The following is a 12,614-nucleotide window of genomic DNA, read 5'->3' on the forward strand; positions in this document are numbered from 1 at the left end:
GGGAATGCGCGGGGCTCGATCCGTGCGGCTGCGGGTACTCGCTTCGGCGAGCTGCGGCGACGACGGGGAGCGACCCCCGCGTGCAGTCTAGCGCGTCGCGGTGCCCGCCGACCGCAGGCGCAGGCTGTTGAGCACGACGAACACGCTCGAGAACGCCATCGCGGCGCCGGCGATCATCGGGTTGAGCAGTCCGAGCGCCGCCAGCGGCAGGGCGGCGACGTTGTACGCGAACGCCCAGAACAGGTTGCCGCGGATGATGCGCATCGTGCGCCTGCTGAGGTCGAGCGCCGTCAGGACGGGGGCGAGCCCGTGCCCGGTGAGGGCGATGTCCGACGCGTGCATCGCGGCATCCGTCCCGCCTCCCATGGCGATGCCGAGGTCGGCGGTCGCCAGCGCGGCGGCGTCGTTGACCCCGTCGCCGACCATGGCGACGCGGCGCCCCGCCGCTTGCAGCCGGACGATCTCGTCGACTTTCTGCTCGGGGAGCACCCCGGCGACGACTTCGCGGATGCCGACGGCATCGGCCGCGGCGCGGGCGGCGCCCTCGTTGTCGCCCGTGAGCAGGATGACGTCGAGGCCGCGATCGCGCAGGCGTGCGACGGTGTCGGCGCTGTCGCCGCGCACGGTGTCTGCCACCGCGTACACCGCGTGGACCGCGCCGTCCCAGCCGGCGACGACGGCGGTGGCGCCGGAGACCGCGGCCGCGTCGACGGCCTGCTGCACGTCGTCCGCGAGCTCGGCGCCCAGGTACTCGGCGACGAATGCGGGACGGCCGGCGAACACGGCGCGGCCGGCGACGGTTCCGGTGACGCCGCGGCCGGCGAGGCCCGCGAAGTCGGTGACGTCCTCGTGTTCGTCGACGAGGCCCGCGAGGGCCCGCGCGACGGGGTGCTCGGAGGCGTGCTCGAGCGAGGCGACGAGGCGGTCGGCATCCGCATCCGGATCGGCGAACACGGTGCGGCCGGCGACGCTCATGCGTCCCTCGGTGAGGGTGCCGGTCTTGTCGAGCACGATCGTGTCGACGCGCTCGGCGACCTCGAGGGCCTCGGGACCGGTGATGAGCACCCCGAGCTGGGCGCCACGGCCGGTGCCGACGAGGATCGCGATGGGCGTGGCGAGCCCCAGCGCGCACGGGCAGGCGATGATGAGCACCGCGACGGCGGCGGTGAAGCCGGCGGCGAGAGGCTGCCCGGCCACGAGCCAGCCGGCGAGGGTGAGCACGGCGAGCACGATGACGACGGGGACGAACACGCCGGAGATGCGGTCCGCGAGCCGCTGCACGCGGCTCTTGCCGGTCTGCGCGTCCTCGACGAGGCGCGCCAGGTGCGCGAGGCGGGTGTCGGCGCCGACGGAGGTCGCCTCGACGACCAGTCGGCCGTCGGCGGCGATCGTGCCGCCGGTGACGACGGATCCCGCGGCCGCGTCGACGGGCACGGACTCCCCCGTGATCATGCTCTCGTCGACCGACGCGCGGCCGTCCCGCACGACGCCGTCGGTCGCGATCTTCTCGCCCGGACGCACGACGAACAGGTCGCCCACGCTGAGTCGTCGCGCGTCGATGCGGCGCCCGTCGACGAGCTCGACGTCTTTCGCGGCGAGGTCGAGCAGGGCGTGCAGTGCGGCGCCGGCGCGGCGCTTCGAGCGCTGTTCGACGAAGCGACCCAGCAGCAGGAAGACGGTGACGGCCGCGGCGACCTCGAAGTAGACGTGCGACATCGCGTCGCCCGCCATGGCCTCGTGGGTCGCGCCGGATGCCGTCACGCCGAAGACCAGTTCCGCCGCGCTCCAGAGGTAGGCGGCGAAGGTGCCGAGGGTGATGAGCGTGTCCATCGTCATCGCACCGTGCCGGGCGTTGCGCAGCGTCGCCCGGTGGAACGGGGCCCCGCCCCAGAAGACGATGGGCGTCGTCAGCAGCAGACTCACCGCCTCCCACCCGGGGAACTGCAGCGCCGGGATCATCCCGAGGGCGACGACCGGGAGCGCGAGCAGGGCGCTGACGATGAGCCGCGTGCGCAGCGGGATCGTGCCCGGGCGGTCCTCGACGTCGTGGACGTGACCCCCGTCGCCGTGGTCGCCGTGCGTGCCGTCGGTGCCGGCGGCGGCATCCGCCGGCGGGGAGTACGGCGCGCGCACCCGCGCGTCGTAGCCGACGGCCCGCACGGCCGCCACGAGGGCCTCGGGGTCGGTGCCCGTCGGCGCGCTCACCCGCGCGGACTCCGTCGCGAGGTTCACGGATGCCGTCACGCCGTCGAGCGTGCCGAGCGAGCGCTCGACGCGCGCCACACAGCTCGCGCAGGTCATCCCTTCCACCTCGAGGATGACGTCGTCGGTGCGGGTGCTCATGGTCTCAGCGCCGTCCGGTGAGGGTGTAGCCGGCTTCCACGACGGCCGCGGCGACGGCGTCGTCGTCGAGCGGGGCCGACGAGTCGACCGTCGCGGTCCCGGCGGCGACGTCGACGCGCACGTCGGTGACGCCGGCGAGGGCGCGCAACTCGGATCCGACGGCGGCGGCGCAGTGGCCGCACGTCATTCCGTCGACGGTGTAGGTCTGGGTGCTCATGGGGTCTCCTCGGGGGATCGCGGCTCGACGACGATAACAGGATACCCCCTGGGGGTATTCCCGCGCCCCGGATGCCGCGGCGTCAGCCGTCGGCGGCAGCGCGTTGCCAGCCCGCGAGCATCCGCGGATCGTCCGTCACGATGCCGTCGACGCCGAGCTCGGTGGCAGCACCCCACTGCTCGTCGCTGTTGAGCGTGTAGACGACGACGCGCAGGTCTTCGGCGTGCAGCCGGTCGACGAGGTCGGGTTGCGCCTGCAACGCCTTGCGGTCGACGACGACGCCCCGCACCCCCGCCTGGCGCGCGGCGGCGACGACGTCGGCCGGCAGCCGCTTGAGGATCGCGAGTCGCGCGATCACCGCCGAGCGCGCGGCGATGTCGGCGAGCGTGCGCGCGTCGAAGCTCGCGACGACGACGCGGTCCTGCAGTCCGTGCGCCTCCACCGCCGCGACCAACGCCGCCGCGGCCTCGGAATCCCACAGCCCCTTCAGATCGAGGATCGCCCGGCCGTGGTGCGCCGCGAGCACGGCGAGGAACTCGTCGGCCGTGGGCACCGCGGTGCCGGCGAACCGAGCCGAGAACGACGATCCGGCATCCAGCTCCCGCACTTCGGCGAGCGTCAGCGCCGACACGCGGCCCCGCCCGTCGGTGGTGCGGTCGACGGTGGCGTCGTGCATCAGCACGATGTGCCGGTCGGCGGTGAGCTGCAGGTCGACCTCGACGTAGTCGTAACCGGCATCCAGGGCCGCACGCACGGCCGGCAGCGTGTTCTCGGGAGCATCCTGCGCTCCCCCGCGATGCCCGGCGATGAACGCGCTCTCGCCGGGCTCGCGCATCGCCCCCAGCAGCGCGCGGCCGCTGATCTGCGCGGGCGCGACGCCGAGCGTCGCGATGAGCACGGTCGCCGCGGCCAGCGCGCACAGGGTCAGCAGTGCGGGCAGTCCGTCGGTGCGCCTCGGGTGGGGCATCGTCGGGGTCCTTCGGGTGTGACGTCGTCGTCGTGCGCCCACTGTAGCCGCATCCGTTACCTTTCCGTTACCTCCGGTCTGCGCCGAGGGCCACGGCGTGTCGCGGCGTACGCTGGAGGCATGGCCACACTGACCGAGCGCGAGCTCGCCGCGACCCTCGACCACGCGATCCTCAAGCCCGAGCTGACCCGCTCCGACGTCGACGCCGAGCTCGACGTCGCCGCGGAATGGAAACCGTTCAGCGTGTGCGTGCGACCGAGCGACATCGCCTACGCCGTGCAGCGCCTTGCGGGCACGGGCGTGGCCGTCGGCACCGTCATCGGCTTCCCCCACGGCACCACCTCGACCGCCGGCAAGGTGGCCGAGGTGCGTCAGGCCCTCGCCGACGGCGCCGTCGAGCTCGACATGGTCGTCAACATCGGCTGGCTGCGATCGGGCCTGGACGACCTGGTCGTGGACGACATCCGCGCCGTCGTCGACGCCGCCGACGGCCACATCGTGAAGGTCATCCTCGAGACGGCCCTGCTCGACGACGAGCAGATCGCCCGCGGCAGCCGCCTCACCGAGGCCGGCGGCGCCGCGTTCGTGAAGACCTCCACCGGTTTCGCCGGCGGTGGCGCGACGGTGCCCCACGTCGAACTGATGCGCGCCAGCGTCGGTCCCGGCGTGCAGGTCAAGGCCTCCGGCGGGGTGCGCAGCCACGCCGACGCGGTCGCGATGCTCGAGGCCGGCGCGACCCGACTCGGCACGAGCGGCAGCGCCGTGATCCTCGGCGAAGCGCGACGCATCGACGCCGGCGAGCAGGCCACCGGCGCCGTCGACGACTCCTCGTACTGACCCCGCGACCCGCGGGCGGATGCCGTCGCGCAGCGCCTGCGGGCGGTCTCAGGCGACGACGGCGCGCATCTGCGCGACGTCTAGGTGTTCTTCCCCGGCACGTTGTGAACGTTTGAGGTAGCGAAGACCTCCGGGACGATGTGGGTACCACCCTCACTTCGTTCACCGGAGGTCTTCGTGACTCACGCTAATGCGCCCTTGACGCCGGAAGGGCGTCGTCGTCTTGCTTCCTCGATCGTTGATCACGGTTGGTCGGTGCGTGTCGCCGCCCAGCGGTTCCAGTGTTCGCCGGCGACGGCGTCGCGCTGGTCGCGTCGCTATCGCGCCGGACTACCGTTGACGGACCGCAGCTCGCGGCCGACGACGTCGCCGCACCGGCTGTCGACACGGGCCGAGCGGCGCGTGATCGCGCTGCGTTTTACCCGCCGTTGGGGTCCGCATCGCATCGCCTGGCACTTGGGCATCCCGCGCTCGACGGTCGGTCGAGTGCTGGCACGCTATCGGATGCCGTTGCTACGCCACCTGGATCAGTCCACCGGCCTACCAGTCCGCAAGCCCCGCGCCGTCCGTTACGAAATGAGCCGCCCCGGCGAACTCGTTCACGTCGATATCAAGAAGCTCGGTGCGATCCCGGACGGCGGTGGGTGGCGTATGCACGGCCGCGGCTCCACACAGGATCGGCGAGCCGGTATTGCACGCGACCGGGCCGCTCGCCGAGGCGCATCAGCATCACGCGGCTACGTGTTCCTGCACCATGCCGTCGATGATCACTCCAGACTCGCCTACTCGGAACGACTCGGAGACGAGCGCGGCGAGACCGCAGCGAGCTTCTGGATCCGTGCTCGCGCGTTCTTCGCCGACCACGACGTCACCGTCACCGCGGTGATGACCGACAACGGCGCCTGCTACCGCTCACACGTGTTCGCGGCAGCTCTCGGTGACGCCGTGAAGCACCGTCGAACGCGCCCCTTCCGACCGCAATCGAATGGCAAGGTCGAGCGCTTCAACCGCACCCTCGCCACCGAATGGGCCTACGCCCGCCCCTACGCCTCCGAAGCCGAGCGCGCAGCCGCCTACCCCGCATGGCTGCATCACTACAATCACCACAGACCCCACAGCGGAATCGGCGGCCTCGTTCCCTCAGCCCGCGTTCACAACCTCACGGGGAAGAACATCTAGGCGAGCGCGGCGCGCACCTGCGCGACGTCGCCCGCCATCTGCGTGATGAGCGTCTCGATGCCCTCGAAGGCCACCATGCCGCGGATGCGGGCGACGAACTGCACCTGCACGCGATGGCCGTACAGGTCGAGGTCGGTCTCGTCGAGCACGTACGCCTCCACCTGGCGCGCGTCGACGTCGTCGAAGGTCGGGTTCGTGCCGATCGAGATCGCCGCGGGATAGCGGGTGATCGCGTGCGCCGGCGCGTCGGCCGCGCCCTCGTCGACGAGCCACCCGGCGTAGATGCCGTCGGCGGGGATGAAACCCTCGGCATCCGCAGCCAGGTTCGCCGTCGGGAAGCCCAGCTCACGCCCCCGCTTGAGCCCGTGCACGACCTCGCCGCGCATCGCGTGCGGACGGCCGAGCAGTCGCGCGGCGCCCTCGACGTCCCCTGCGGTGAGGAGGTCGCGCACCCACGTCGACGAGACCCGCCTGCCGGCGCCCTCGACGTCTCCGACGACGTCGACGGCGAACCCGAACTCGCCGCCCAGCTCGGTGAGCGCGGCGGGATCACCCGCGCCCCCGCGCCCGAAGCGGAAGTCGTCGCCGACCATGACGCGGACGACGGCGAGGGCGTCCACGAGCACGTGCTCCACGAATTCCCGCGGCGCCAGTCCCGCCAGCGCGGCGTCGAAGCGCAGCACGAGCGTCGCGTCGACGCCGGCGTCGGAGAGCAGCGCGAGCTTCTGCTCGAGGCTGCACACCGGTTCAGGGCACAGCTCGGGCCGCAGAAGACTCAGCGGGTTGCGGTCGAAGGTGACGGCGACGACGCGGGCGCCGGCATCCGTCGCCGCGACGCGGGCACGGTCGATCACGGCGCGATGGCCGGAGTGCACGCCGTCGAACTTGCCGATCGCGACGATGCTCGGGCCGAAGCCGGCGGGGACTTCGGCGGGGTCGTGGAAGACGATCACCAGCGGGATCCCTCCGTGACGGGCTCGGGCTGCGGCTCCGGCGCGCCGGCGCGGTGGGTCCACAGCCACCACAGGCCGACGCAGGGCAGCGCGAGCGGAATCCAGAAATAGCCGTAGCCGTACCCCGACCACACGGTCGCGTCGTGGGCGAACAGCTCCGGGTGCGTGAGACTCAGCGTGCCGACGACGAGCACGCCGAGCAGCTCGAAGGCGATGGCGACCCAGGCCACGACGTACCACTCCCGCGAGTCGGCCTTCACGAGCGCGACGGTCGCGAGGATGTAGACGAGCGCAGCGACGGCCGACAGCGTGTATGCCACCGGAGCGGCGGCGAAGTCCTCGACGATCTGCACGAACGAGCGGCCGGTGGCCGCGAGGGCCATCACGGCATACACGACCACGAGCACCCGGCCGATGCCGGTCATGCGGGCGGTGGACCCGTGATCGGTGCGCTCAGTCATGACCGACCCATTTTAGGCGCCGGAACCGGTCCAGATGACCTGCATGCGCCACACCATCACCGCGACCGACAGTGCGGCGACGCCCATGATGACGGTGCTCCACCGGCTGCGTTCGATGAGGGCCCAGAAGACCGCGGCCGGCGGCAGCAGCACGGCCGAGACGAGGTACACCCAGAACTCGAGCACACTCTCCTGCGGTGGGTTGCCGGCGAACGGCGCGACGATCGAGACGACGACCTGTGCGAGCAGCAGCACGAGCACGAGCGCGAGCGCGCCGACACTGAGATCGCTGGGCCGGCGACCCACGAGCCCGAGCGTGACGCACAGGATGCCGGCGGCCGCCGCGACGGCGACCTGCGCGATCGCGAACCACTCGATCACGAAGATGCCTCTTCCGGCATGTTCATCGCGCTCTTCACGTCGGCACCCCGCCGCTCGACGATCCCGACGAGCGCCCCGTCCGGATCGATCGCCGCAGGAGTGGGGTCCGTCAGTCGTTCGGCGGCGCCGATCAGTCGCTTCCCGTGACGCAGGTCCCGCGCTTCGTCGGCAGTGACCGGGAAGACGCCGAGTACCGCGGCGGCGACCTCGGCGGGCGCGTGCAGCGCGGCATCCGGGGTGATCTCGGTGACGGCGTCGGCGACGGAGAACGGACCGATGCGGGTGCGCCGCAGCGCCGTGAGATGACCGCCGACCCCGAGCGTGTCGCCGAGGTCGCGGGCGAGGGCGCGGATGTAGGTGCCGCTCGTGCAGTCCACCACGACGTCGACGTCGAGCAGCCCGTCCGTTCGGCGGATCTCCCGCACGTCGAACCGGCTGACCGTCACGCGCCGGGCCTTCAGTTCGACGTGCTCGCCGGCGCGGGCGAGGTCGTACGCACGCCGCCCCGCGACCTTGATCGCCGACACCCGGCTGGGCACCTGATCGATCTCGCCGGTGAGGTCGCGGATGCCCGCGCGCACCGCATCGTCGTCGACGCCGGACGCATCGGTGCGTGCCGTCTGCTGCCCGTCGGCGTCGTCGGAGTCGGTCGCGACGCCGAGCCGGATCGTCGCCTCATACGTCTTGTCGAGTCCGACGAGGTACGTCAGCAGGCGCGTCGCGCCGTCGACGCCGAGCACGAGCAGCCCCGTCGCCATCGGGTCGAGAGTGCCGGCGTGCCCGATCTTTCGCGTGCCGAGCGCGCGGCGGGCGCGTGCGACGACGTCGTGGCTCGTGATCGCGCCGGGCTTGTCGACGAGGAGGATCCCGCTGGGCATGCCTTCCAGCCTAAGCGGCGGGGCTGCGCCCCTCCTCCGCGACGTAGGCTGGCCGGATGCCCGCCCTCGCCGACCCGCTGATCGCGTGGTACGCGGATGCGGCGCGCGACCTGCCCTGGCGACGCCCCGGTTTCGGTGCGTGGGGCACGCTTGTGAGCGAGTTCATGCTGCAGCAGACGCCGGTCGCCCGCGTGATCCCGCACCTGGAAGCGTGGCTGATGCGCTGGCCGACACCGACCGACCTCGCCGCGGCCGCGCCGGCCGACGCAGTGCGGCAGTGGGCGAACCTCGGATATCCGCGGCGTGCGCTGTGGCTGCACCGCGCGGCGGTCGAGATCCGCGACCGACACGACGGGGTCGTCCCCCGCGACGTCGATGCGCTGCTCGCCCTCACCGGCATCGGCGACTACACCGCACGCGCCGTCGCGGTCTTCGCGTACGGCGACCGGCATCCCGTGGTCGACACGAACACGCGCCGGGTGCTCGCGCGCGCCGTCGACGGCCGCGCGCAGCCGGGCGCCCCCGGTAAACGCGACCTCGCCGCGATGGCGGCGCAGCTGCCCGCCGACGACGCCGCGGCCGCCGTGGTCAACGCGGCCGCGATGGAACTCGGGGCCCTCGTGTGCACGGCGCGCAGCCCGCGTTGCGAGGACTGTCCCCTCGCAGGCCGCTGCACGTGGCGCGCGGCCGGCTACCCCGACACCGGCGACGCACGTCGCAAGCAGGCGCGCTACGAAGGCAGCGACCGGCAGGCCAGGGGCGCGGTGCTCAAGCGCCTGCGCGAGGACACCGCACACGCCCTGCCGCAGGACGCGGTGCTGCCGGACTGGCCCGACGCGCGCCAGCGCGACCGGGCGATCGACTCACTCGTCGCCGACGGGCTCGTCGAAGCGGAAGACGGCCTGTTGCGCCTCCCCCGCTGACGCGCAACGGGCCGAAGCCGTTCACTTCTCAGGACGAACGCACCGCCCGCACCGCCCGCACCGCGCGATCATGCGGCGGGAGCAGGCGACGGCGCGCGCTCATCCTGAGATGTGCGCGCACGCAGGGCGCCGACGCGACGCGCGCCCGGAACGGACGCGGGTCAGGCCTCGGCGGCCTCGGTGTCGTCGCCTTGTTCGCGGGGCTTGACGTAGGGGTCGGCCTCGCCCGCGTACGCGGCGCCGGTCGCGAGCCCCGCCACGGCGGCGTCACGCTCGCGCGCTTCGCGCAGCAGGTCCTCGATGTGTCCGGCGTTGTCGGGCAGCGCGTCGAGGATGAACTCGAGCGTCGGGGTGAGACGCACGTTGAGGTGCTTGCCGACCTCGCTGCGCAGCATCCCCGTCGCCGCCTTCAGCGCGGCGGCCGAGTCCTGGCGCTCCTGGTCGCTGCCGTACACCGTGTAGAACACCGACGCGTGCTGCAGGTCACCCGTGACGCGCACCTCGGTGATCGTGACGAAGCCGAGTCGCGGGTCGCGCAGACCCTTCTCGAGGCGCTCCGCGAGGATGACGCGGATGCGGTCTCCCAGGCGTGCCTGACGTTCGTTTGCCATCTTCTCTTCCTTCACGTGTGCGCGAAGGGCGCCCGCAAGTCTCCACGGGCGCCCCTCACGTCAAACGGATCAGCCGCGCGGCTTCTCCACCATCTCGGTGGTCTCGATCTCGTCGCCGACCTGGATGTCGTTGTACTTGCCCAGGCCGATACCGCACTCGAAGTCGGTGCGGACCTCGGTGACGTCGTCCTTGAAGCGACGCAGCGACTCGATGGCCAGGCCGTCGGCCAGCACCACGCCGTCGCGGATGACGCGCGCCTTGGCGTTGCGCGTGATCGTGCCCGAGCGGACGATGACACCGGCGATGTTGCCGAACTTCGAGGAGCGGAACACCTCGCGGATCTCGGCGACGCCCGACTGGACCTCTTCGTACTCCGGCTTGAGCAGGCCCTTCAGCGACTGCTCGACATCGTCGATCGCGTTGTAGATGACCGAGTAGAACCGGACGTCCACACCCTCGCGGGCGGCGCGCTCGCGCGCCTTCGTGTCGGGGCGGACGTTGAAGCCGATGACGATCGCGTTGTCGATCGTCGCCAGGTTGATGTCGGACTCGGTGATCGCACCCACACCGCGGTGGATGATGCGCAGCTGGACGCTGTCGTCGACCTCGATCTTGAGCAGCGACTCCTCGAGCGCCTCGACGGCACCGGAGACGTCACCCTTGATGATGAGGTTGAGCGACTCGACCTTGCCCTCTTCGAGCGCACGGGTGAAGTCCTCGAGCGAGATGCGCTTGCGGGCCTTGGCCAGCTGGGCGTTGCGCTCGGCGGCCTCGCGCTTCTCGGCGATCTGGCGGGCCATGCGGTCCTCGTCGGTGACGATGAAGATGTCACCGGCGCGCGGCACCGAGTTCAGACCCTGCACCTGCACGGGACGCGACGGGAAGGCCTCGTCGACCGCATCGCCGTTCTCGTCGATCATGGCGCGGACGCGGCCGTAAGCCGTTCCCGCGACGATCGCGTCGCCGACGCGGAGCGTTCCGGACTGGATGAGCACGGTCGCCACCGAGCCGCGGCCCTTGTCGAGCTTGGCTTCGATCGCGACACCGCGCGCCGCCTTGTTCGGGTTGGCCGTGAGGTCCAGACCCGCGTCGGCGGTGAGCAGCACGGCGTCGAGCAGGTCCTGGATGCCGGTGTTCTGACGCGCGGAGACGTCGACGAACATGACCTCGCCGCCGTACTCCTCGGCGACCAGACCGTACTCGGTCAGCTGCTGGCGCACCTTGGCCGGGTTGGCATCGGGCTTGTCGACCTTGTTGACCGCGACCACGATCGGCACGTTCGCCGCCTGGGCGTGGTTCAGGGCCTCCACCGTCTGCGGCATGATGCCGTCGTCGGCGGCGACCACGAGGATCGCGATGTCGGTCACCTGCGCACCACGGGCACGCATGGCGGTGAACGCCTCGTGACCCGGGGTGTCGATGAAGGTGATGGCGCGCTCGATGCCCTCGTGCTCGGTCCACACCTGGTAGGCACCGATGTGCTGGGTGATGCCGCCGGCCTCACCCGCGACCACGTTGGTCTGACGGATCGCGTCGAGGAGGCGCGTCTTACCGTGGTCGACGTGACCCATGACGGTCACCACCGGAGGACGGATCTCGAGGTCGTCCTCGCTCTCCGCCTCCAGCTCGGCCTCGAGGTCGAGACCGAAGCCCTCGAGGAGCTCTTTGTCCTCGTCCTCGGGCGAGACCATCTGGATGGTATAGCCGAGCTCGGCGCCGAGCACCTCGAAGGTGGCCTCGTCGAGCGACTCGGTCGCCGTCGCCATCTCGCCGAGGTTGAACAGGATCGTCACGAGCGTGCCGGGCTGCACGGTGTAGCCGCGCAGCGCCTCGAGCTTGTCGGCGAAGTCGGCGATCGACGCGCCGCGGCGCAGGCGGATGATCTCGCCGTTGCCCTTCTGGACGTTGACGCCGCCGACGACAGGCGCCGACCGCATCTCGAATTCCTGCCGCTTCGCCCGACGCGACTTGCGCTGCTTGGACTTGCCGCCGCCCTTGCCGAAGGCACCCGCGGTGCCGCCGCCGGGGCCACGGCCACGGCCGCCACCACCACCGGGGCGACCGGCGAAGCCGCCGGGAGCGCCACCGGGTGCACCGGGACGCTGGAAGCCACCGGCACCGCCGGGACGACCGGGACCGCCGGGACGCTGCTGGAAGGGCGCGCCGGGACGACCGCCGCCACCGGGGCGACCGGCACCGCCGGGACGCGGGGCGCCCGGGCGGGGTGCACCGGGACGCGGCGCCTGCGGGCGCGGGATGTTGCCGGGGGTGGGCCGCTGGCCCATGCCCTGCGCCGACGCGAAGGGGTTGTTCCCGGGGCGGGGGCCGGCGGGACGCTGACCCATGCCCTGCGACGACGCGAACGGGTTGTTGCCCGGACGCGGAGCGCCGCCACCGGGACGCGGGGCGCCCGGAGCGGGCGACGCGGCCGGCTTCGGACCGGGCGTCGGGGCGCCGGGCGCGGCCGGGGCACCCGTCGCGGGAGCGGCGGGAGCCGATGCGGACGGAGCCTCGGCCGCGGCGGGGGCCGCCGGAGCGGCGGGCTTGGCCGGGCCGGGGCGCGGGCCACCGGGCTTGGCTGCGGCACCGGGCTTGGCAGCGCCGGGCTTGGTCGCACCGGGGGCCGCGGGGGCGGACGCGGCGGGTGCCGCATCCGTCTTGCCTGCGCCGTCGGCCTCGAGGGCCGCACGGAGCTTGCGCGCCACCGGGGGCGCGATGGTGGAAGAGGGGCTCTTGACGTATTCGCCGAGCTCCTTCAGCTTCGCGAGGGCGACTTTGCTGTCGACACCGATCTCGGAAGCGATCTCGTGCACGCGTGGGTTTGCCACAAATTCTCCTGTCTGGGGTCTACCCGGACAGGGCA

Annotated in this window: 12 protein-coding genes; 3 read left to right on the forward strand and 9 right to left on the reverse strand. The window is 72.2% G+C overall.

Going from position 1 to position 12,614, the window contains the following annotated elements; translation table 11 throughout:
• Positions 1-87: 87 nt before the first annotated feature.
• From C7474_RS10490 to C7474_RS10500, 3 genes are all read right to left on the reverse strand, one after another.
• Entirely contained in the window at positions 88-2,343 is a 2,256-nt protein-coding gene (locus C7474_RS10490) for a heavy metal translocating P-type ATPase (RefSeq protein ID WP_121059777.1), read from the reverse strand.
• A 4-nt stretch (positions 2,344-2,347) separates the two neighbouring features.
• Positions 2,348-2,560, reverse strand: a complete 213-nt coding sequence (locus C7474_RS10495) for a heavy-metal-associated domain-containing protein (protein ID WP_121059780.1) — start codon at positions 2,558-2,560, stop codon at positions 2,348-2,350.
• A gap of 82 nt (positions 2,561-2,642) precedes the next feature.
• Complete coding sequence (locus C7474_RS10500; protein WP_121059782.1) at positions 2,643-3,527, reverse strand: glycerophosphodiester phosphodiesterase; 885 nt, start codon at positions 3,525-3,527, stop codon at positions 2,643-2,645.
• Between the two features lie 120 nt (positions 3,528-3,647).
• Here C7474_RS10500 and deoC point away from each other — a divergent pair, with 120 nt between their 5' ends.
• Both deoC and C7474_RS10510 read left to right on the forward strand, forming a co-directional pair.
• Positions 3,648-4,364: a deoxyribose-phosphate aldolase gene (deoC, locus tag C7474_RS10505; RefSeq protein ID WP_121059784.1), complete on the forward strand. Its 717-nt coding sequence runs from the start codon at positions 3,648-3,650 to the stop codon at positions 4,362-4,364.
• Between the two features lie 177 nt (positions 4,365-4,541).
• The gene (locus tag C7474_RS10510) at positions 4,542-5,543 is read left to right on the forward strand and encodes an IS481 family transposase (protein WP_121059786.1); all 1,002 of its coding nucleotides are present in this window, start codon (positions 4,542-4,544) and stop codon (positions 5,541-5,543) included.
• Here the strand turns inward: C7474_RS10510 and C7474_RS10515 are convergent.
• From C7474_RS10515 to truB, 4 genes are read right to left on the reverse strand one after another with little or no spacing between them, the layout of a single operon-like run.
• Complete coding sequence (locus C7474_RS10515; RefSeq protein WP_121059788.1) at positions 5,540-6,496, reverse strand: bifunctional riboflavin kinase/FAD synthetase; 957 nt, start codon at positions 6,494-6,496, stop codon at positions 5,540-5,542. The genes C7474_RS10510 and C7474_RS10515 overlap by 4 nt on opposite strands.
• Positions 6,493-6,957, reverse strand: coding sequence for a hypothetical protein (locus tag C7474_RS10520; protein WP_121059790.1), 465 nt, complete (start codon positions 6,955-6,957; stop codon positions 6,493-6,495). The genes C7474_RS10515 and C7474_RS10520 overlap by 4 nt, the downstream gene beginning before the upstream one ends.
• A gap of 12 nt (positions 6,958-6,969) precedes the next feature.
• Positions 6,970-7,338: a hypothetical protein gene (locus tag C7474_RS10525; protein WP_121059792.1), complete on the reverse strand. Its 369-nt coding sequence runs from the start codon at positions 7,336-7,338 to the stop codon at positions 6,970-6,972.
• Positions 7,335-8,216, reverse strand: a complete 882-nt coding sequence (truB, locus tag C7474_RS10530) for a tRNA pseudouridine(55) synthase TruB (RefSeq protein WP_121059794.1) — start codon at positions 8,214-8,216, stop codon at positions 7,335-7,337. The genes C7474_RS10525 and truB overlap by 4 nt, the downstream gene beginning before the upstream one ends.
• A 56-nt stretch (positions 8,217-8,272) precedes the next feature.
• Here truB and C7474_RS10535 point away from each other — a divergent pair, with 56 nt between their 5' ends.
• Entirely contained in the window at positions 8,273-9,139 is an 867-nt protein-coding gene (locus C7474_RS10535; RefSeq protein WP_121059796.1) for an HhH-GPD family protein, read from the forward strand.
• 161 nt (positions 9,140-9,300) lie between these two features.
• Here the strand turns inward: C7474_RS10535 and rbfA are convergent, their stop codons facing one another.
• A complete protein-coding gene (gene rbfA, locus C7474_RS10540) occupies positions 9,301-9,750 on the reverse strand; it encodes a 30S ribosome-binding factor RbfA (RefSeq protein WP_121059798.1) in 450 nt (149 codons plus the stop codon).
• Between the two features lie 69 nt (positions 9,751-9,819).
• The gene (gene infB, locus C7474_RS10545; protein WP_199692429.1) at positions 9,820-12,579 is read right to left on the reverse strand and encodes a translation initiation factor IF-2; all 2,760 of its coding nucleotides are present in this window, start codon (positions 12,577-12,579) and stop codon (positions 9,820-9,822) included.
• Positions 12,580-12,614: the final 35 nt, after the last annotated feature.

Origin of the sequence: Microbacterium telephonicum, from assembly GCF_003651225.1 — a bacterium.
GTDB lineage: Bacteria > Actinomycetota > Actinomycetes > Actinomycetales > Microbacteriaceae > Microbacterium > Microbacterium telephonicum.